This window comes from Flavobacterium sp. LC2016-23, assembly GCF_009674775.1.
In the GTDB taxonomy this organism is placed as follows: domain Bacteria; phylum Bacteroidota; class Bacteroidia; order Flavobacteriales; family Flavobacteriaceae; genus Flavobacterium.
This window is the reverse complement of the sequence record NZ_WKKE01000032.1, coordinates 1-21,607: the sequence shown is the minus strand read 5'-3', so window position 1 is coordinate 21,607 and position 21,607 is coordinate 1. Positions and strand designations below refer to the sequence as shown.

At 39.0% G+C, this 21,607-nt stretch carries 15 protein-coding genes; 3 read left to right on the top strand and 12 right to left on the bottom strand.

What is annotated here, in order from left to right:
* Positions 1 to 5 precede the first annotated feature (5 nt).
* The 12 genes from GJU43_RS21465 to GJU43_RS21410 form a co-directional block, all read right to left on the bottom strand.
* A complete protein-coding gene (locus tag GJU43_RS21465) occupies positions 6 to 3,746 on the bottom strand; it encodes a hypothetical protein (protein ID WP_154343825.1) in 3,741 nt (1,246 codons plus the stop codon).
* 8 nt (positions 3,747 to 3,754) lie between these two features.
* On the bottom strand, positions 3,755 to 4,192 hold the full coding sequence (locus GJU43_RS21460) for a GPW/gp25 family protein (protein ID WP_370455681.1): 438 nt from the start codon (positions 4,190 to 4,192) through the stop codon (positions 3,755 to 3,757).
* Positions 4,185 to 4,484 carry a PAAR domain-containing protein gene (locus GJU43_RS21455; RefSeq protein WP_154343821.1) on the bottom strand — a complete coding sequence of 100 codons (300 nt, stop codon included), beginning with the start codon at positions 4,482 to 4,484 and terminating at the stop codon, positions 4,185 to 4,187. Before GJU43_RS21455 ends, GJU43_RS21460 begins: the two co-directional genes overlap by 8 nt.
* A 238-nt stretch (positions 4,485 to 4,722) precedes the next feature.
* A complete protein-coding gene (gene vgrG / locus GJU43_RS21450) occupies positions 4,723 to 6,522 on the bottom strand; it encodes a type VI secretion system tip protein VgrG (RefSeq protein ID WP_154343819.1) in 1,800 nt (599 codons plus the stop codon).
* A complete protein-coding gene (locus tag GJU43_RS21445; RefSeq protein ID WP_154343817.1) occupies positions 6,519 to 7,196 on the bottom strand; it encodes a hypothetical protein in 678 nt (225 codons plus the stop codon). Before GJU43_RS21445 ends, vgrG begins: the two co-directional genes overlap by 4 nt.
* Positions 7,197 to 7,207: 11 nt before the next feature.
* Positions 7,208 to 7,378 carry a DUF5908 family protein gene (locus GJU43_RS21440; protein ID WP_154343815.1) on the bottom strand — a complete coding sequence of 57 codons (171 nt, stop codon included), beginning with the start codon at positions 7,376 to 7,378 and terminating at the stop codon, positions 7,208 to 7,210.
* A gap of 5 nt (positions 7,379 to 7,383) precedes the next feature.
* Positions 7,384 to 7,851, bottom strand: a complete 468-nt coding sequence (locus tag GJU43_RS21435) for a phage tail protein (protein ID WP_370455680.1) — start codon at positions 7,849 to 7,851, stop codon at positions 7,384 to 7,386.
* On the bottom strand, positions 7,841 to 8,311 hold the full coding sequence (locus GJU43_RS21430; RefSeq protein WP_127340819.1) for a phage tail protein: 471 nt from the start codon (positions 8,309 to 8,311) through the stop codon (positions 7,841 to 7,843). The genes GJU43_RS21435 and GJU43_RS21430 overlap by 11 nt, the downstream gene beginning before the upstream one ends.
* Before the next feature lie 50 nt (positions 8,312 to 8,361).
* Positions 8,362 to 9,939, bottom strand: coding sequence for a phage tail sheath C-terminal domain-containing protein (locus GJU43_RS21425; protein ID WP_154343813.1), 1,578 nt, complete (start codon positions 9,937 to 9,939; stop codon positions 8,362 to 8,364).
* A 37-nt stretch (positions 9,940 to 9,976) separates the two neighbouring features.
* Positions 9,977 to 10,804 carry a hypothetical protein gene (locus GJU43_RS21420; protein ID WP_154343811.1) on the bottom strand — a complete coding sequence of 276 codons (828 nt, stop codon included), beginning with the start codon at positions 10,802 to 10,804 and terminating at the stop codon, positions 9,977 to 9,979.
* On the bottom strand, positions 10,801 to 11,370 hold the full coding sequence (locus tag GJU43_RS21415; RefSeq protein ID WP_154343810.1) for a DUF4255 domain-containing protein: 570 nt from the start codon (positions 11,368 to 11,370) through the stop codon (positions 10,801 to 10,803). Before GJU43_RS21415 ends, GJU43_RS21420 begins: the two co-directional genes overlap by 4 nt.
* A gap of 773 nt (positions 11,371 to 12,143) precedes the next feature.
* Positions 12,144 to 13,013: a hypothetical protein gene (locus GJU43_RS21410; RefSeq protein ID WP_154343808.1), complete on the bottom strand. Its 870-nt coding sequence runs from the start codon at positions 13,011 to 13,013 to the stop codon at positions 12,144 to 12,146.
* 778 nt (positions 13,014 to 13,791) lie between these two features.
* Between GJU43_RS21410 and GJU43_RS21405 the strand changes: the two genes are divergently transcribed.
* The 3 genes from GJU43_RS21405 to GJU43_RS21395 are packed head-to-tail and all read left to right on the top strand — an operon-like array spanning position 13,792 to position 21,330.
* The gene (locus GJU43_RS21405; RefSeq protein WP_154343806.1) at positions 13,792 to 14,241 is read left to right on the top strand and encodes a T9SS type A sorting domain-containing protein; all 450 of its coding nucleotides are present in this window, start codon (positions 13,792 to 13,794) and stop codon (positions 14,239 to 14,241) included.
* 9 nt (positions 14,242 to 14,250) lie between these two features.
* The gene (locus GJU43_RS21400; protein WP_154343804.1) at positions 14,251 to 20,919 is read left to right on the top strand and encodes an RHS repeat-associated core domain-containing protein; all 6,669 of its coding nucleotides are present in this window, start codon (positions 14,251 to 14,253) and stop codon (positions 20,917 to 20,919) included.
* A gap of 6 nt (positions 20,920 to 20,925) precedes the next feature.
* Complete coding sequence (locus GJU43_RS21395; protein ID WP_154343802.1) at positions 20,926 to 21,330, top strand: hypothetical protein; 405 nt, start codon at positions 20,926 to 20,928, stop codon at positions 21,328 to 21,330.
* The last annotated feature ends 277 nt before the right edge of the window (positions 21,331 to 21,607 follow it).

Below are 21,607 nucleotides of genomic sequence, written 5' to 3'. Positions count from 1 at the left end.
CTGATTTAAAATGTAATGTTATGCTGGTCTGCTGAAACCAAAAGAGTTGTCGGTCCGTAGGACTGCAGCCGTGTTTTGGCACTTTTCAGGGTTGTTTTTATTCCGGTTACCGGATGAATCGTATAGCTTGAAAAAGAAATGGCCTCTACGGTGGCTACACCTTCAATGGTGCAGAGGAACGTATTGATTTTGGCGTCAATAAGAGGGTGACCTATTTCGATCTGAGCCGGATAAGCAGTGATCCACGGCGATAAATAGTTTTTTAGCGCAAGGTTTACCGTATTGTAAAGTAGTGCTTCCTGATAGCCGCTTTTTAGTCCTATTTTAGCCGAAATGCAAACATATTCCGGGTTAAAATTGGAAACACTGAGGCAGGCAAAAGGAGAGGTATTGTCCTTTAGGAATTTTTGTATTTCGTTTTCCAGACCATTCGTTACCAGAGGAAGATAAGCACCGGTATCACTTTCGTCTGTAATTCTTCTGACCACGTACACAGTCGTACTGCTGTCTGATTTTTTTGAAACCACTTTGGAAAAATAAACCGTATCGAATTTTTCAGCGATCAGCGTATAATAATCGGCAGGGCTAACGGCTCTTTTTTTGGTTTTAATGCTATTGCTGACTCTCTGATTTTTATTGGTTGTGTTTTCTGCGGCTTTTCCGCCAAACGAAGCAAAAGGCTGCACTATGGTTGCCAGCTGCGGAATGGCCGTTTGCGGTTTGGTAATTGTGTTACTGTTGATTTGCGGCGTTTGCGTATCGGTCAGGAATGCTGTTCCGGTTCGCTGTGCCATAAATCCGTTGGTTTGCAAAAAAACAGTATTGGAATAGGTATTGAGTGCACCGTTCACCACAATGGAAAGCCAGTTATTGCTGCCGGGCATAAAAGCGCCGTTATTATTGCAGTCCGCCGGAACAGGCAGTTCTATAATACCGGAAGATTTAAACTGATTGGTCTGATCGGATAAAGGTTTTATTTCTTTCCATCCGGAATGGTTTAAACAGAAATACGAAACACTGTCACCGGGCGTAATCGTTGTGGCATTTCGGGCCAGTTCAAAATATAAATTTAAAGAACTGTTGCAGATTAACTGCTCCAGCTCCAGGAATAAGGCTCCTGAATACTTAAAGGACGGATAAACCGGAAAACCGGCCGTCAGGTCGGTTTGCGGAGCACCGACAATAGCGGTATTGTATACTGTGGCATCCGTATCGGTGCTGTCAAACAGCTGGTAATTTTTAAAAGGAGTATAAACAAAATACTGAAGCGGATAATCTCCGGCAGTACCATCCAGTTTATAGGTTACACTTGCCTTGTAACTGGCCGAAAACGTTTTGATTTTGGGTGCAAAGGGCAGGTTGGCGGATACTACAAATTTTGAAATCGGGTCTCCTTTTGATTTATTAAAAAGATTGCCGTTTTGCAAAGCAATATTCGCTACGACATTCGGGTATATTTCGGAACCAAAGCCATATTGATTTCCGGACAAAGCTATTTTTATATATCCGGAGGAACTGGCCCCGGTAAATTTGAAAGGCTGGAGCTGAATATACGGATCCGCTTGCAGTGTTTTAGTCGTAGTGTCTTTCGCTGCATCTGAAGTCGCAATAGCGGAATCATTGTACGCGTAATAACTGCTGCAGGTACTGTTGAAAGGCACATTCGGATCTCCCGCTGCAGAATCAAATAAATAAAGTGGTGTTACAAATTCCTGTGCCGGAACGAAAACAGGTTCGGTTTCGGATACAACAGGGGGAACGGCAGGTTTACTGGTTTTAATCATTTTAAGACCGTTCCATGTTTTTTCCTGCAGGATGTTAAAATCGGCAGTAAAAGAAGCATTATTAAAGGGACCCGGAAGAGGCGGCGGCGGCGTATCTGTTGTTCTGTTTAGCAGTCTGGCCAAACTAACTTTAGGTTTGGTCACTGGTATTGATCCGTCCGGATAGGCGATATAATTGTTGTAGGCAGCATAATACGTCTGGAAATCAGATGGAATCTTATCCCAGTCAATACTTATGATGAAACTGTCAAGAGGTTTGCTGAAGATTTCATTGTTCCCAATTATAAAATTAGAATTGAATAACGGAACCGGCCCAAAAGGAGGGAAGGGATTTTTGGTATTCAATTCTCCAAAATCATTATACAATTGAAACGTTTTCACGCCTGTGATGTCCAAAGCGATCGTGATCGCAAGTATTTTGGGAGGGGCACCGGGGCTGGAAATGGTCTGGAATAAAATTTTAAGCATGGGCCAGCTCGTCTGCAATCCGTCCGGATGAATAAGAAAGGGCTCAATGGCAGGCTGGGCAGGATCCAGGGTAATCGTGATGATCAGACTGTTAGCCGACGGAGTAGTGCTTAACTGAAAGGCCGACGGCAGTAAAGGGACTTCCAGCCAGCTGTTTTGGGTACTCAGAAAATAGCCTGCTCCCTGAAATTCAGCTAAATTAATTGCCGAATCAAATTCGAGCGTGAGCGTGATGTTTCTCTGGCCTTCCCGCAACAATAACATCGGCGAGGCAAAAGCAATTCCGGTGGCTGACGGAAGCACCGGAGGAGTCGTATCACCAAAAGTGGCCCAGCTGATCGTTTTGCCGCTGTCATCCTGCTGAACAGCTGACGGTTTCGCAATAGTTTGTACGTTATACGACAAAACATTGGGTGCTCCCTGATAGGAGAGTGTCTGCACACTTTTTATAACGGCCGGATTCAGCGTTACGTCTTTGAGTGAAGCAAATAAAACAGGGTTCTTTTCCGCATCAACCTCGCCATTAAACAAGGCGCCGGCCGGTAAATCAAATACGGAATTGTTTTTTGCCAGTGCAGCACATAAAAACACGCTATCTGCAACGGCAGGTAATTTTTTTTGTTTTAAAATGTCGGTATAATAAAAATCAAGGTGTTTTTGAGAAATTCCGTTAAGCTGCTCCTGCTGCACTTTCAGCACGTTTACAAAAGAACGTAACAGGGTCGTGTCCGGGAATTTACTTTTTTTAAGACTTAATTTTTTAAATTCATTGCTGGCATGATGAATGATCGTTTCTAAAAAATTAAACAGGCGATCGCCAATTTTGGTTAAAACCGTCAGACAAAAAGAGGTCATGCTGTCCAGTGCTTTCAGGATGGTCTGTTCAGAGTCATAGCCAAAAATTTCCCAAAACGGACTTTTGTCTTTATTGATAGTCCAAAGAGGCACATCAAAAGAAGCAAAATCGCGATAGGGGGCACCGGCAATAAAGGTTCCTTTAGACGGGGAGGTGTATAAATAGTGTCGGAAGGACTGAATCGCCCAGAAATCAATGCTTAGTTTGGTCTGAACTTCGTGTAAAATATAATTTTTAAGATCGTACGTTTCGTTGCCGATTTGCATGTAATGGGTCCAGCGCTCGATGATTTTATACACAGCAGTAAGATGATCAAATAACTGATTGAGTGCTTTGGAATTCAAAAAGCCCTGAGTGTCCTTACTGATTAAGTTCTGAATTTCGGTACGGCTGTTTTTATAAACACCATGCAGTTCTTTGTAATTGGTTCCGGAGATCGCGGCCATCAGAAAAACGGGGTCCTTCAGTAAAAACGGATTCCAGTTTCCCTCAATGGTGTTGGTATTGTTATAAAAATTAATCAGCTTGCTAAATTCAGTCAGAAAGTACAGCCAGTCCTGTTCGGTCCTTCCGTCTATCAGACAGGGATTCGGAACGAGTGCCTCGTTAAGTGAATTTATGATGCTATTTTGATCCATTACAATCATTATTTTTTTGCTAAATTGGTTCCTTCCTTCAGGTGAAAAGGAAACACATAATTATGTCTGGTATTGGTTTGTGAATAGATGTAAATGATCAGTATTTCGATGATACCATTGGTCAGATCGGTTGAAGCTACTTTTACGTCCTGAACCACTATTCTGGGTTCATAGCGCAATAACGAAAACTTCACCGCTTCTATAATTTCGCCTTTTAAATTCGGATCAATTTTTCTAAACATAAACTGTTGCAGGCCGGAACCAAAATTGGCTTCCAGTGTACGTTCTCCTTTTCGGGTATTGAGGATAATATTGATAGACTCGTGAATATTCGTCTCGTTTGCAGACGTATTCAGCTGATAATTACCCACAGAAAAGGACACGGGAAAAGCCCATCCTGAACCTAAAAAGGTATTTTCGCTTTTATTTTCTATAGTATTATCCACCAATCATTACCGTAAAGGCTCCAAGGACAATAGATCCCCCGTGAGCAGTCTGATCTCCCATTCTTGCGGCGGGCAATCCGCCTATCATTACCGTAGCCGATCCTTTTATGATCGAATCCGGCGGCCCTACACAAACCAGCATGTCGCCCACCCGGGCTGCCGGTAATCCCGCAATAAGAACCGTTGGTTCTCCTACGCCAATTATTGGCCCGCCGACGTGGGGGACCGGCGGCACGGCAGGAGTAACCATCGGACATTCGTGAAAATCTGTTAATCGTGCTGCTGGTGGCATAATTTTGTTGTTTGTTGTTTATTGTTTGTTGTTTATTGTTTGTTGTTTGTTGTTTGATCGTTTGTTTTTCTTTCTTTTGTCTTTATTCTTTATTCTATACTCTTTTTTCCACGCAAAGTCGCAAAGTCGCCAAGTTTAAATCTTTGTTCCTCTGAGCCTCTGAAGCTAAAAACCTTTGTCCCTTTGTCCCTTTGCCCCTTTGAAACTAAAAACCTTAGCTCCTCAGAACCTCAGAACCTCAATTAATCATCACCATCGCGCCTTTCAGCGTTAATTCCATTCCTCCCGAAACCTGCGCCATTTGCCCGCCCTGAGCGGAATATTGCATATCGGCATTATCTTTAATATTTAAGCCTTTTGTGGCTACATCGCCGCCACTGGATTCGATGGTAACGCCCTGCATGCCTTTGATACTGACATTTTGCTGTGCCGAAATACTGATGTTTTTCTGGCTGGACAGATCAATGCCGCTTTCCGACATGACAATAGTGTTTTGATTCTGATCACTGATCGTGATTTTCTTATCCTTGTCGCTGATGATGATGGTATTTTTATTAGGCGTAGCAATGGTCCAGACAATATTCTCATCATCAAATTGCACCGAAATCCCTGATTTGGATACAATCGCTTTTACTGAATTTTTTTCGTTGGGTTCTAAACCCGTAAAAGGTTTTATTTTCGTACCACTGTATAAACTGCCCAGAATGACAGGATAGCGCGGATCTTCGTTTAAGAAACCCAGAATAACCTCGTCTCCGACTTCGGGCAAAAAGAAAGCTCCGGCGCCACTGGTCGAATAAAAATTGGAGAGCCTTGCCCAGATTCCCGCACCATTGGCATCAAACAAAGGCACATTGACCAGAATGCGAAATTGCGAATCGGGATCTTCATACATTTGTTTTACCGTTCCGTTAAACAAACCTCTTGCACCCGGAATAAGCCCGGAGGCCGGGGGAGACATTACATCGGGTTTTTCGGTAAACCAAAGCGGCGAAACACCCAGATAGACTTCAGAAATCCAGTTTCCCTGTGAGAGATCATGCACAACGCCCGCGATGAGGTAATCCCCGTTAAAACGATCCCCAAGACCATTAAAAGTCATATATTTTCCGGGTTCAATCACGTTGGTGCCCTGAAATTTGGCTTCACCGGTTATTTTGGAATATTCACTTTTAATGATTTGTGCTTTGGACCAGGTATTTAAGTCGGCTGTTTCCAAAGGTGCTGAAGTCTGCAGCTGAAAAGCAGAGAGCCCAATCACTTCTGATAATTTTTTGGAGCTTAAATTCCCGGATCCGGTTACATTTGGCGTGGCCTCACTATTAATGACTTCCTGATTTTTATAATCCCAGGTATTAGCCGTTACATTCCCTAATTGATTCACAGCGTTTAGTTTGGCATTAAATTCCAGTAAATTATCGCCATAAGTCACGGTAAGGACAGAGGTGGTATCGCTGTCGGGCGCCGTGACGGAAACTTTACCGTTTAGGGTCGTTACGATTAAGCCGTTGGTTTCGGCAAGGGCTAAAATATAGTCCCAGTCCGTTACATAATATTGGACCTGTTCGGGCCAGGTGGTCGTGGTAGCCGTCACATTGGCACTTAATCCGGAATAGTTTCCGATAATGGACGAAATAATATCGCTGTCTTTTTGATTCGAATACGTCAGGCTTTTGCGGCCTACAATCATTTTTACAGCTGCATCACTACATTCAATTTCCAAAGCCGATCCTATCAGACTGTCAATGCGAATGGACTGGCTCATGATTAAGCCTGTAAAAATTACGGCATTATTGGTATCATAACCCGCGAGGATACTAATCGTTGCGCCCGGTACAAAAGTGGCCGAAGAGCTCGCCTCAAATTCCCCCGTACTGGCTTCTCCGTCTAAAATGACAATTTTAGCACTGGCGATACGGTTGACGCTTTTTTCGATGTGAACCGAAAACACGCTCAGTTCGTCCGGTATGGTGCTGCCATTGACCTGAATAGAGAAGGTTGCGATGCCGCCGGTTTTTATTTCACTAGAAGTACTCATGAGTTAGAAGGATTTACAGGAGGAAATATGAGTTTATCAATGCCATTCAGGTTCCTGAATTTATTGAGTTTGTTGTATTGGGCGACTTGTATGTAAAGCGAATCGTCATTCCAGGTTTGCAGGCACAATTGGGGTAACGACATTCCTTCGGACACCGTGACTATATGCGTTAAGTCGGGAGACTCGGGCGCGTCAATCATGGTGACCGCTTTGGGAGAAACATACTGGCTGAAGGACAACGCTATTTTGGCTCTCAGCGGACTTCCATCGGGTTTAAACAAGGTATACGAAATGTCAATCGAGTCCAGTACACCATTAAAAGTAATATTTTGTCCCCATTGTACTTTTACAAAATTCGGACGGTGGATTTTTCCGTTGTAGGTGTAAATAATGGTTTCCAAAGCGTTAATTTCTTTCGCCATATCCACCCGTTTGCTGTCCACCACACCGGTACAGTCTATGACAATTTCAAAACTTAATTTATCGCTAGGAGTGCTTTTATATTTTTGTGAGGCAGAGCTGGTAGCAGGTGCCTGCTGTTCGTTGTATTCAATGCTTTTTTGTACCTTGATCGATTCCGGATTTATCATAAAGGCATACGGATTCCCGGCGAATTTGTTTTCAAATTCTTCGTCAGTGTATCCCGTAATTTTCATGAGTTCTAAACCTGCCATTTGTTTCTTCTTTAACGTTTATAGCTGTTGATCTGATTTTTCTCGGCGATTAATCTTTTGCATTCTTCGAGCAATTGTTTCCTCAAAAGAGACAATTCTTTTTCTTTGGCTACAGAAGAGTGTTTCGCATGGCTGCTTACAATCTCTGTTTTGATAATGAGTTCCCTTATTTCGATTGGCATAGGTATCAGGTAAAAAGATTTTCAAAAGTTGTTTTCGATGAAATATTGAAATAGGTATAGGCCAGTTCAATAGATTCAATGGCAATCCCGCTTTCCTGAGAGTTGAGGTCAGAAACGGCATATTTAACCGGATAGGCATTATTGAATGTCCACTGCATGCAGACAATACCGTTTGCATTGAGCAGGCTCAGTATCACATTGTGCGGCTGGATCGGATTCGATAGTCCCTGATCAATACAGTTGGCGCACCAGTTTACCAATTGGGACCCGACAGGAACAATGGCTCTTTTCAGGATTAAGTTCTGACTGTTGGAAACTGTTGGGAGGCGGTATTTAAACCTGTTTTCGCCTCCGCAAACAATTTCTTCCATGCTTAATTCTTTAGAAATACCGGATACTTCCTTGAAAGCTGCATCTACACCTGAAAAGGAGAGTGTAAAATAAAAGCTAACCGGATAATCACTATTTGCCACCGTTTTTAATGATTAGCTGTTCGTGTGCAATTTCTATCGTGTCTACGGCCACTTCATTTCCGTCAGATTTCAGATCTGTACTGGTAATTTTAGTTGGCCAGGCATTGTTTAGCGTCCATTGCATGGTCACATTTCCTTTTTCGTCCAGTAACTTGATCAGTACGGTTCTTCTTTTAATCGTATTCATGACCACCTGCTGGTGCCAGTCCCAAAACGTATTATCATTTACGAAGATGCCTCGTTTCATGGTAATATTGCCGTATTTGGTAATTCCGGGCATTTTTTCGACAGAAAAAAGCGGACTGTTACTTTTACGGTATTCTATAATTTGATTTTCGACATCCATTCCTGTAACTTCCTGAAAAGCTACTTTTGTCAGTTCGGTTCCAAGATCTACTTCAAACCTAAACTTAGGCATCGGCCACGTTGCGCCTTGTACGCTTCCATCATCTGTTGGCATAATATTTTATTTTTAAATTAAAAATTTACTTAAATTGAGTTGATTGCTGCTTAACTGGAAGCTACCATTTGCTGTTGAAAGGTCAGTACAATGAATTCCGCCGGATGTACTACTGCTACTTTTACGGTAACATTCATAAAGCCGTTCAGGATATCATCTCCCGTCATGGTCGAACCCAGTCCACAGGCTACAGAAAAAGCATCAGAGGCACTGGCACCCTGCAAACCGCCCTGTTTCCAGATGGAAGTTAAAAAACTTGAAATCATCGAGATGACCGCTTCCCAGGTATTTTTGTCGTTCGGCTGGAAAACATAAGCCTGAGCCGCCAGTTTACAGGATTGCTCCAGGAAGATCATCGTTCTTCGTACCGGAATGTATCGCCAGTCCTGACTGTTTCCATCCAGCGTTCTGGCCCCCCAGATCAAAATGCCAAGTCCGTTAAACAAACGAATCGCATTGATCGATTTACCCGAAACAGCATCTACGTTTAAATTGGCCTGCTGGCTTTCTGAAATACAAATCGGTAACGAAGCTGCTCCTACTATAGAAGTATTGGCAGGTGCCTGCCACGGACCAACCGCATTGTCTGTAGTGGTAATGACTCCGGCCATAGCCCCGCTTGGAGGAAGGATGTTGGCATCACTTAATACATGTTTGATAATCAGGGAGTATGTCTGACTCGCAATTAAAAGCGCATTATTGTTCTGGGTCACGGTTAACGTACTGGCCGGATTCTGAATCCCGGCAATAATCGCGGCCACACTTGCATTGGGTGCACTTGGCGGATTGATGATCGGTTCTAATTGTTTGAGGTCTCCGCCAAATAGATTGGTATAATCAATATCCTGATTTTGCATGATGGTGGTCCCGATAAAAGGGTAGTAGGCCATTCCGTAATTCAATCCTACAGATCCGGTATTCATTCTAAAGTTAGATATGTCCTGCGTATATAAAATCGGGTCCGGATCATCGCCTCCAATAATATCAAACAAACACATGGCCGTCTGCATCGTGGTACATTGCAACAGCATGGTTTCCATAAGCGTACCATTGTCTGCTACACTTAGTAAGGTGGCCTCAGGGCAAATATACATGGTAGGTTCCGGCTCATTTTTTAGCAGGGCAAGACCCGTAGTCAGGTCGTTTAACTGCACGTTCGGATTGATAAGCGGTGTACCGGCTGTCATTGGTTTTTTAGATGAGGTTCCGTACGTACCCACAGATACAATGTACGCGTCACCGCCACCGTTTTCATAAAAAAGGCGCACACTGTTGTACAGATAATACACCGTAGTAGGATCCGGAACAATGGAGTAGAAGGATCCTCCGATCAGCATATAATCTCCCTTTTTAGGTTGACTGTCTTCTTTTACCAAGTAATATTCAGGACTATATTGTTTCGCAGGACTCGCGGGAAGCGGAGGATCCGGGTAACAAAAAAAGGCTTGAAAATCAGCAAACGAGGTAATTCTTACCGGAACATTCGTATACGATTTCCCTTCGTAAGAAGCTTGGGGTGTGTATCCAATAAATGCTGGTACTGCCGTAGCGACTGCTACAACGGAATTCGGAAAAGCATTTAATTCTTGAATGTAAACACCAGGAGTTTGGATGGTAGATAAATTCATTGATTTTAGTTTTTAATGTTCATTTTTAAATAGTTTTTTATAAATAGATATACATGGGTGATGTAACTTGAATATTCCCTGTGCTGTCAATGATTCCAATCCGGGAAACATCGGGAACAGGCAGTCCTTTCAGCAGTACTTTGCCATTTGAATTGGGCTGACCGGATTCGTTGGGTTCACTTTTACTGCTTAAATCAAATTTGTATTTTGGTTTTTCGCTAAGCGTAAGATCAGTTTCGCCGGAGGTAAAAAGGAGTGCTTTTTCTCCTGTGGGCAATACGACCTGTTGTGGCCCCTCAAACTGCATCTTGCCTTTTTCGCTAATGACCGGATGGCTGAGCGGAACGGCATTTTTATTAATCACGTAATACTGCCACTGCGTTGCGCGGGCTGTAAAATGCAGTTCAAAATGCAACGGATTTGTAGTGGCAAGATCTTCAAAATAAATTCTCAGTACCCCTAAAAACGAACCGGATTTTTCCTGGGCTAAGGTTTCCTGCAGTATTACAGTACCGTTGCTGTCCTGATTTTTAGGATCTTTGCTGGTATAGGTAATTTGTCCCGCAAAGTTGATTGGCATTGCGGTGAAAAGCTCAAAAAAAGGATTATCGGACTGAATACTGAATTCGAAATACTCCAGCGCCGTGGTTTTCGATATATAATTTAAGGTATCGGTTACGGTTGAGTTAGATTGCAAGTAAAGTTCAAATCCATTGGAAAGGTGATTCATTCGCAGGCCAAATTTCCGGAATAGTTTTTCGGCAGCAGGGTCCGGAATAAAATGCAGGCAGTTGCATTTGCCGGTATCAAAAAAAGTATGGTACACCAGAACATCAAAGGCTTTTATGTAAACACTCTGACTCATGACAGTATCGTGTTATTGGTATTCGTAACCGCCGGTATGATTTCGGTCATTTCATTCGCCTGAACTTTGATTAGTTTCATCTTGTAAATGATCGAAGGCTGGTATTTGGCTCCCATGGCCGTCCATAAACTGTGCATCTGGTGGTAGGAGATTTTTTCATATTCAAATTCCAGTCTGGTGATTCCATCGGGAATACTCGAAGAGGAGGAAGCATCTAAATAATTGTTGATCTGAAAAAAGTACATAATAGCGTCCAGAAATTTTAAGGACTCGGTATAATCATCAAAATTGCTGCTGATCAGGATATCCAGATTGTATTTTTCTACGGGATTAAAACTCGAGTAATTACCGTTTTCGAGCCTTTTGTTTTTAATATAGAAGGGCTGATTGGTTTCTTTTTCGACATTAATCAGCGATAAAACGACTTTGTTCTGGTTGGCTTTCGGAAAGGCCCCGTTGGTATCAATAAGATAATTCAGGACGATTTTTTCTTCGTCCAGTCCAAAACGGTTTTTCAAAAACTGTCCCAGCAATTTATTCGTAAATACAAGTGACTGATGTATCATGGTTGAGTAATTCTAAATTTCAGCTGAACCAACCAAACAAACTGGTAGTCAGATTATACTGGTAAAAGTACTTCGGAAATTAATCCAAAAGAGATTTTCAGAATATACTTTTCGTATACATTCGGTAAAATTCTGACACTTTTGTAGACAAAATGTAGACAGGGGCTTTTTTTGCGTGAAAAAGAAAAATTTTATCCGTATGTGTCTCACTAGAATAGAGATCAACGCCTATCTGTTGTGGAAAGCATAAAACAGACTCACTAACCCTTTTGGGTATAACTCACTGCAACTCTTATTTGATATAAAAACAAATAGATAAAAGAATAAATTGGAGTAAAATATCTTTATTCTTTTATAACTCAATGTCATCCTGAGCGGAGTCGAAGGCTTTTTCACATGGAAAGGGCTTCGACTCCGCTCAGCCTGACACCAATTTTGAATTACATCGAAACGAGTACTCAATACCGATTTTTTACCGCAACGGACGCAAGGATTTTTATGTAACAATGCCTTAAATACGCAAAGTTCGCAAAGCTAACTCAATACAATCCCAATAGCTATCGGGATTGCGAACTTTGCGCTTTCTAAAGCAATCTTTGATAAAAATCCTTGCGTTCCTTGCGGTAAATTTTTTTGTCACTTTCCACAGATTTTGGAATTAATCCTCCGAATGCCTCTTTATTGAAGACTAAATAAAGGTGCTGTAAATAAAAAATTCGATTACAAAAAAGTAACCGAATTTTCATTAGTATAAAGATGAGGTATGGAATACTTTACGATACTGTCCTTAAATACGAGATAATATCCTGCTCTTTTTCAAGCGTCAGTTTTTTCTTCAGGCGGTATTTATGAGTCCGTACACTATCCTGGTTGATTCCGAGAAGATTGGTGATGTCATGGTTAGTCATATTCATTTTGATATAACAGCAATATTTTAAGTCCTTGGCACTTAGAGAAGGATGTTTTTTGGCAAGCGTCAGCAAAAAATCCGGATTAGACTGTTCAAAGTAAATTTTAAAATCATCCCAGAGTTTCGTATCCTCCGCCACCGTTTTGATGGAATTTACAATCGACATTAATTCTCTGCGGATGGCATCATTGACATTGGGATACAGATACGAAATGCGGGTTTTTACCTTTTGCAGGATTTCTACCTTTTGGTCCAGTTCCATTACATAATGGCTCAGTTCCCTTGTGTTGCTGGTGTTGTTTTTTTCTCTGGCCGCTTCTGCAAATGAACCCGCTGTACCGGTATTGCTTTCTGTTTTCTTTAATTGAAAAATAGATTTAATTCTGTAAATGAGAAAGTCAGCATTGTTGATATGTTTGTAAGGATGGGTAAAAATGATGCAGTTTTTAGACCAGCAGGTCGACTCGCATTCATAGTTTTGCGTCAGGCATAAAATGGGAGTATCAATTTTATTTAAGTTGAAATGGCTATCGTTTATGACAGGCTGGTTTCTTCTGAAACACAAAATAATCAAATCGGGATGTAAGGATTGAGACGTGCTATAGAGGTCCGAAGCCCTTGAAACAGCGGCGATAGAAAAAGTAAAATCAGCTATAGCCGACAGGATATTCAATACCTGAGTCAGAATGGTGGTATCGTCACATCCAATCAATATTGATTTTTTTTCAGGCATTCCGGTGGTTGATTTTTTGGTTTTCGGTAGGGTAGTATAAAAGTACAGCTTTAGTGTAGTTCAACAGAAAAATATGTCACAGAACGGGTTTTTATTGTCATGAGATTGTTTTTTTAATACCATTCAAATGGTTTTATAGTATTTTAAAAAGAAAGTGTTTTAGCTTTCTGAACAGTGGGGTTTATGCACGAATTATATAGTACAGAATTGATAGCGTTAAAGAGTTTACCCTTAATTCTGCCAGTCTGACATTATATTTTTGTTACGTCATTTCTCCGTCACGTTACCGTCACTCCTCCGTCACCGCTCCGTCACTCCTATACGTGAACTTTAGGGTAGATTTTTAGGGTATTTGGGCCTTTTTCGGTCATATTGTCAGGAATATTGGTGGTTTGAATCGGGATTATAGGCTCTTGTGGATTCCTGTTTTTCTATACTAGTGGTATATCGCGGATTTTACTCTTGGGCGCTATTTTTTGGGTTTGGGTCTTTTCCTTATCGTGTCAAAGACAAACCCACCACTTAACAATCGCTTTCTTTGTAATTCATTTTATTAAATAAGTTTATAAAACCGAATTTCAAATACTCTCAAAAGTGTGTTAAGCCCAGAATTTTAGCAATGGCTTTAATCAGATTCGTACTTATAATTAAAATTGTTACAATTAAAGAAAATCATATTTTAAGATTAAGAAAAAAATATGATTATTGTATATCATTTATTTTCTATTTATTTGTGTTTTTTTTAACAAGTTTAATAATATAATTGAAAGCTATAAATATGAAACTGATCTTCAGCTTACTTTTGTTTGCAACTTTGACATCGTCTTTTGCACAACAGAAAATTACATTTGGTTATGATACGGCAGGAAATCAAACCAGCCGGACTTTGTGTTTAACCGGCTGTACTGCAAAACCGGGAAAGGAAATTAAAGAAATTGAGGCTATTACAGAGGAGGACCTGGAGAAATTCTTTTCGGAAGATGTGATTTCCTATTACCCAAATCCGGTGAAGGAAGAACTTTATCTAAAATGGGGACTAACGGATGATAATATAGTATTATCGATAGTGGTTTATGGATTAAATGGACAGTTATTGAAATCTTATTCAGGCACAGACCGCACAAATGCACAAAACATTGCTTTTCAGAGTTACGGTACAGGTGTATACTTGGTCGTCCTAAATTATAAGAACGGTGACCAAAAAACAATCAAAATTATCAAGCAATAAAATTAATTCATGAAACAATTTTACATTACATTTTTATCATTAATTTTTAGTTTATTAGGTTCAGCTCAAACGGAAGTTGGTATAACTTCAGGTGAATTGTCAGTTTCATTAGCAGGAGCTGCTACTTATATAATTCCAATTACAGTACCTCCGGGAATCAATGGCATCGTTCCAAAAATTAGTTTAGCCTATAGTAGTCAGGGAGGTAATGGTGTTGCTGGTTACGGTTGGAATATTGCAGGGGTATCCACCATCAGTAGGATACCTTCAACTAAATATCATGACAACATTATTGATCCCGTCGATTTTGACAGCTATGACAGATTTGCATTTGAGGGTCAACGCCTAATTGTAAAAAATGGATCTAGTGCAACTTATGGTGCTGACAAAACAGAATATGAGACCGAAAACTTTTCAAATGTTAAGATTACCTCTTATGGTGTTCATCCAAACGGGGTCAACTACGGGCCGGCATATTTTATAGTGGAATATCCAGATGGATCAAAAGGATATTATGGAAATTCTACTGATTCAAGATCTATTACAGATTGGTCTATAACCTATTGGGAAAATCCTCAGGGAATAAGAATAAGTTACAGTTATTTACAAACCAATAATGTTTTGGATGTGGCTTCTATAAAGTATGGAACCTTATTGGCTACGGCGCCCATCAACGAGATCAAGTTTAATTATGGGTCAAGGACAAGACACGAACAGGGTTACATCGGAGGGGTAAGTTTGTCAAGAACTAAATTACTTACAAGTATTAATGTAATTGGTAATGGAACAGGATTCAGGAATTACTTATTGCAATATAATGTTGCTACATTAGGTTATGAACGATTAAATGGAATCACTGAAAATAATGGTGATAATTCAAAGAGTTACAATCCGACTATATTTGAATATGGAAAGACTACAGAAACGATTACTGTTAGCCCTAAATCATCTTCATTAGGTTTAGGTGAGATCAATGCTAATAATTCAGCTACAATTGCCGGGGATTTTGACGGAGATGCTAAAATGGATTTTGTTTTATATCCAACTACAGGCGGAATAAATGCATATAAAGATTTTTGGGTATTTAAAGATGTTAATAATAGTTCTATGTTAGTCCCCACTAAAATAAATAGTGGATATTTTACATCAATTTTCCCCACTAATGGCTTAACTGCCAATGGTAAAATGTATCATTATCAAGGTATTACTATTGCTCAGGGTGATTTAACAGATCTTAATGCCGTAAATTTCAAAACTTATAATAATCTGTCTACCGGAATAGGTCTGGATAATGTAAAAAAAGCGGTATTTCCTGAAAGGTGGATTATGAATTGTAATGATTCTTTTAATGCAGGAGGAGCAAAATTTTTTTTTAGCGGGGATTTTAATGGTGATGGACTGACTGATGTTATGGCACTGGATCAGGATATACAGGAATTAGTATGCCAGCCCGATCCTTATGGTGGTCCTGATTTATTTCTCTATTCTACAAACACCAGCAGTGAATTGTATTTTGTAGACCTAGATCGAAGAAAAACAAGTAATTTTGCCAATTATGCAGGGATATTACAGGAATTTTTCTTAAGTACTGACAGTAAAATTGAAACATTTGACGTAAATGGTGATGGAAAGACCGATATACTTCATTTTAAGAATGGTAGATTATATGTTTATACGCTGAACAATAATAACCAACTTGAATTTTTATGGAAAACTTTAGATTCAGATATTAAAATCACACAGGCTATACTATCGGGAGATTATAACGGAGATGGAAAGATGGACTTTATCATTCCTACAAGTGCAGGTAATTATTCTACTGCTTATGTAAAATTTTTATCTACAGGAACCGGATTTGTAAAAACTAACGAAACTTATCCATTTACTAATTGGGGTAATTTTAAAGACGGCCAAGACGTTTATACCTGTACTCTTATTCCTTTGGATATAAATGCTGACGGAAAAACCGATATTGTGCAATGCAGATCAATTTTTGGTAGTGCATTTAATGGAGCGAGAGTTATGATGAATGTTTTTAAAAACACAACTGCTTCGTTTACTGCCTCCTCTACTTATGATACAGGCTCACTACAGGCTATCAGAAGCTATCCTCTACCGGTATTTTTATCACCAAAAACTAATAATCAATATTTATCACTCGGTATTATTAGCAATAATCAAATCTATACATTCGATTCAAAAAATGATTTTACGAAAGAAGGATTACTGCTTAATATAACAACAGGAAATGGAGTTAAAGAGACCATTACTTATAGTCCATTACAGCAGGATGAGTATGAACCTTTATATACTCCTTCAATTTTTACGGAGACCTTTCCGAATATAGATATTGTTGCAGCACCAAGTTTAAAAATTGTAACTATGCTGGAAAAGCAAAGTGCGGGCAGTTATAAAAAGCAATTATTACAATATGCAGGCGCTGTTTCAAATGCTGAAGGAATCGGTTTTTTGGGTTTTAGATCACTTATGAGGACCAATTGGTATAATGACAGTACAACTTTAATATCAAATGTATCCAAAAATGACATTTCTTTAAGAGGAGCTAATATTGAGAATTTTTCATTATTAGGTTATCAGGGGCCAACTGCGGCTTCTCCTTCGACTTTTATTTCCAGATCCTTAAAAGGTTATAATACTGCTACTGATGCTTTACAGAGCAATAAGGTTTTTAAACTTAAAAATACTTCAGAGAGCCAGTTTAATGGTTTGGAAGGAACAAGCAGTGTCACTACTAGAATCCTGGATCAGTACAATAACCCTACTTCGGTTAATACTGTACTTAAAGAAGGAAATACTGAAGTTCAAAACAATACAACTACGGTAACCTACAAAACAGTCAATACTTTACCTTATTACGTAGGAGTTCCTGCTACTAAAACAGTTAATGTAGTGGTAAATGGAAGTACTATGATTTCTGAAGAAGTTTACGGTTATACCAATACAATGTATGGTCTTTTAAATAAGATCCAAAAAAAAGGGGATGCCTCGACAAGTTATATCACAGAGGATAATAATTCATTTGACAGTTTTGGAAATATCCTCAAAAAGACAATAAGCGCAAATGGCCTTACACCAAGGGTTACAAGCTATGCCTATGATGCCTCAGGAAGGTTTTTAATTAAAACAACTGATATTGAAGGTCTGTTTAAAACGTTTGATTATAATTTAAGTTCTGGGGTTTTAAACTCAGAAACCAATCAAAATGGATTAATAACTTCTTATTTATATGACAGTTGGTTAAAGAAAACCAAAACTACGGATTATCTTGGTAAGAGCAATACGTATACGTACAGCAGAAGCAATGAGAAAGTTATCGTTACCAATACAGGAGATGATGGTAGCAGTGTCGAAGAGACGTATGATGATTTAGGCCATAAGGTTAAAATAAAGATAAAAGACATAGCGGGAAATTTTTCTTCTGTAGATTATTTTTATGATATATACGACAGAAATTACAAAACAAGTGAACCTTATTTTGGGAGCAGTCCAACAGAGTTCAATGTAACTAACTATGACGAATACGGCAGACCGAAAGAGGTTATTTCTTTTACGGGTAAAATAACCAATATAAAATACGATGGACTTTCTACAACCGTTAGTGACTATTTAAAAACTAAGGTTTCTGTTAAAAATGCAATGGGAAAAGTAATATCAATGACGGATACACCTGGCGGCAATGTTACTTATACTTATTATGCCAATGGTAATTTAAGAGAGGCAAATTATGGAGGGGTAATAACTACAATTACTCAGGACGGATGGGGAAGAAAGAAGGAATTAAAAGATCCATCCGCTGGCATTTATAAATATGAATATAATGACTTGGGTGAAATCACAAAAGAAACTACCCCAAATGGCTTTACAAGTTATAAATTAAATGCATTTGGAAAACTGGATGAAAAGAAAATTGTTGCTGGTGTAAGCGATACGATTTCAAGAACAAAGTACAGATATTATACTACAACAAAATTACTTTTAAAGACTGAATTTAATGATTTAAAAAACAGTACCCAAACAACAGATGTGTATACTTATGATACTTCTAAAAGAATAAGCAAGACGGTTGAAACCACACCATATGCAACCTTTACAAAAGATTTTGCTTATGACGCATTTGGGAGAATAGATACTGAAACCTCTACAGCGGCTGTAGGAGTGAAATCAAGTTCAAAAAAAATACAAAATACCTATTTAAACGGATCACACTGGCAGATCAAGGATGCACTGACTGGTGTCATCCTATGGCAAACCACTACTGTTAATGCCAACGGGCAACTGCTGACAGGAATAAATGGGCCGCTTGCGTTAACCAACACCTATGATAAAGAGGATAAAGGTTATATTTCACAATTTAAATATGATAAAGCGGCAACGCCTACCGTTAACATTCTTACTCTAAATACCGATTTTAATGTATTAAGTGGGAATCTTAAAACCCGTACAAATAGCTTATTTAACAGAAATGAAATTTTCGACTATGATAATTTAGATCGTCTGACAGTATATACGAATGCCCTTGGTATTCAGGAAACGCAGGCTTATGATGAGAGGGGAAGGATTACACAAAATAATATAGGTACTTATGAATATGACACTTCTAAAACATATCAGAATAAGGCAATAACAGCAACTCCCGAAGCTCTTGGCTATTATGGAATGAGAGAAGGTATCTTTAATGATAGTATGGAAGATCGTACGGGATGGGGTAATGAGAGATCTCTTGCTACTGTTTTTTATAGTTATGATGTTACAACGGCTGCACATACAGGGAAGAATTCATTAAAGCTTGCTAACACAAATACAACGGAACAATATGTATATTCGGATAAATGGGTAGACATTAACAATACTGCAGCAACAGAATATACTTATTCTGCATGGATCTACAGCAGTAGTCCGCAAGCGGAAATAGTTCTGGTTATGAAGGATGCTCAAGGTGTTTTAAGTTACAACACTGTAGTAACAAGTACTACCGGAAGCTGGACACAGGTAACAAAAACATTTTTAGTTCCAGCAACTATAAAAAAAATACGTTTACGTTTAGATAACAACGGATTAGGGAATATCTGGTTCGATGATGTTCAGATACGAAAAACAAGTGATGCTGTTGCATCGACTAAGGCATTGAATGTAACGTATAATGCGTTTAAAGGCCCTATTCAGATTGAAGAAACAGCGGTAGATAAGATAAGTTTCACTTATAACGACAGTAACGATCGCAGCAGTATGTTTTATGGCGGGCTACAGACAGATAAGCTGCAAAGGACTTACCGAAAGCATTATTCTGCAGACGGGACGATGGAAGTGAAACAAAATACAGTTACTGGAGCCCTTGAGTTTGTAACGTATATTGGAGGAGATGGATATACGGCTCCCTTGGTTTTAAAAAGTGACGGAGCTACGTCAAATTATTTATATTTGCTTCGGGATTATCAGGGAACCATTGTAGCCATAAGTGACCAGACTGGTGCAGTTGTTGAAAAACGATTGTTTGATGCCTGGGGAAATATAGTAAAAGTACAGGATGGCGCTGGTGTAATCCTGGCAGGCTTGACCATTTTAGACAGAGGATACACCGGGCACGAACACTTGCAAAGTGTAGGGATCATTCATATGAATGGACGTTTGTATGATCCGAAACTGCATCGTTTTATGCAGCCTGATAATTTTGTACAAGATCCATTTAATACGCAGAATTATAACCGCTACGGATACTGTTATAATAATCCTTTACGGTATACTGATGTCAGTGGGGAATGGATTCATATTGTAATTGGTGCGGTTGTAGGTGGTGTAATTAACTGGGGTGTGCACGGGTTTAGAATGGATATGGAAGGCCTAAAAGCCTTTGGTATTGGAGCGGTCGCTGGAGCTGTGGGTGCTGCAACCGGTGGTGCTGCTTTTGGTTTAGCCGGAGGTGCAGCTGGTGGTGGTGGTGGATTTTTTGCCGGTGCATTTTCCGGAGCGGTAGGCGCAACCTATTCTTCGTCAGTTCTGAGTTTAGGAAATAACGCGGCATTTGGAGATCCGTTAATGTCAGGGAAAGAAATGTTAACCGGTATTGTTATTAGTGCGGTAACTGCAGGTGCTTTTAATGGTATTACTGCAATAGCCAATGGTAAAACTTTCTGGACAGGAACTACTCCAAGGATTGCTGTACAACCGATAACATTGCCTCAAACAGCCGGACTTGCAGAAGTAGATAATGGTACTGATATTAAAACGGGGGATTATAAAATTTCAAGTTCAACTGAAGCAAAAAATATTCCTACTAATCAGTCAAATGCTTCAACAAACATTAATGTTGATAATGGCTATATAGAATTTCCAGCTGGTAAATTACCAGATGCATCATTAGCAGATGATGTGGCATTTTATAATAAACTTGCGGATCCATATTTGGATTGCTCTGATATTGCCAAAAGTATGTATCAAGGAACAGAAGGAACAAAATTACTGGAAATAACACCTAAAAAAGGCCTTTGGTTAAATGGAATGGAATATGGACAAAAAACGGAGTTTATGTATCATCAAGTTATCCAAAAAGGATCTTTTATTTATGACCCGATGATGAGCAGTAAGCCAATTTTATCCAAAACATATTGGGAGATTTATAAGTCTATGAATTCACAAGGTATAAAAATAATAACACGATAATTAAATATGGAAAGTACAAGTTTATTTTCGGCTTTGTCAAAAATAGCTCCAGTCGAAGCATCGAAAGTGAATATGATTTCACTAGATGATAAATACGCATATCCACCTTTTTTTAGATTTAAATTTAAAGGCTTTGATAAAGATGATGATATATATATATTATTGGAAAGCATTGTTAACAGATTTAATGGAAATCTAGAATGGAGTCTAATTACAAAATCTCAATCTAGAAATTTTATTTTAATTCCCAAGATTTTTGAAATTTATTTAGATAATGAATTTTACAATATAAATAATTATATAAAAAAAATGACCTTAAGTAAGTATAAAAAAAATATTGACCTTGCGATTGATGACATATCTAGCTTTGGTAGTTATATAATTTTAGAGTATAATAAAAAAGCTAAATGATTAGTGAAAAATTGTAAACATAAATTAATGTAAATAATTAAAATAGTTTCAATTCTATTAGAATTATTCAGAAGAAGTCAAACACGAACTGCTACTACCGAAAAAATATTGGTAGTAGTTACTATATAAAATAATAAAGATGTTAGAAGAAATTATAAAAAAATATGGCGAGTTCTCTGATTCATGGATTTCCTAGCTCCCCGAAGTGTTCCTTATGAAAAGCTGCGCAAATGTCTCTGACTTTGCGCAATTTTTTATTCTTATAAATTGTAAACCT

Excerpts from the sequence above, each read along its gene's own strand:
- GJU43_RS21465 (WP_154343825.1), bottom strand. The coding sequence starts at position 3,746 with ATGGATCAAAATAGCATCATAAATTCACTTAACGAGGCACTCGTTCCG.
- GJU43_RS21455 (WP_154343821.1), bottom strand. The coding sequence starts at position 4,484 with ATGCCACCAGCAGCACGATTAACAGATTTTCACGAATGTCCGATGGTT.
- vgrG (WP_154343819.1), bottom strand. The coding sequence starts at position 6,522 with ATGAGTACTTCTAGTGAAATAAAAACCGGCGGCATCGCAACCTTCTCT.
- GJU43_RS21445 (WP_154343817.1), bottom strand. The coding sequence starts at position 7,196 with ATGGCAGGTTTAGAACTCATGAAAATTACGGGATACACTGACGAAGAA.
- GJU43_RS21440 (WP_154343815.1), bottom strand. The coding sequence starts at position 7,378 with ATGCCAATCGAAATAAGGGAACTCATTATCAAAACAGAGATTGTAAGC.
- GJU43_RS21430 (WP_127340819.1), bottom strand. The coding sequence starts at position 8,311 with ATGCCAACAGATGATGGAAGCGTACAAGGCGCAACGTGGCCGATGCCT.
- GJU43_RS21425 (WP_154343813.1), bottom strand. The coding sequence starts at position 9,939 with ATGAATTTATCTACCATCCAAACTCCTGGTGTTTACATTCAAGAATTA.
- GJU43_RS21420 (WP_154343811.1), bottom strand. The coding sequence starts at position 10,804 with ATGAGTCAGAGTGTTTACATAAAAGCCTTTGATGTTCTGGTGTACCAT.
- GJU43_RS21415 (WP_154343810.1), bottom strand. The coding sequence starts at position 11,370 with ATGATACATCAGTCACTTGTATTTACGAATAAATTGCTGGGACAGTTT.
- GJU43_RS21410 (WP_154343808.1), bottom strand. The coding sequence starts at position 13,013 with ATGCCTGAAAAAAAATCAATATTGATTGGATGTGACGATACCACCATT.
- GJU43_RS21405 (WP_154343806.1), top strand. The coding sequence starts at position 13,792 with ATGAAACTGATCTTCAGCTTACTTTTGTTTGCAACTTTGACATCGTCT.
- GJU43_RS21400 (WP_154343804.1), top strand. The coding sequence starts at position 14,251 with ATGAAACAATTTTACATTACATTTTTATCATTAATTTTTAGTTTATTA.
- GJU43_RS21395 (WP_154343802.1), top strand. The coding sequence starts at position 20,926 with ATGGAAAGTACAAGTTTATTTTCGGCTTTGTCAAAAATAGCTCCAGTC.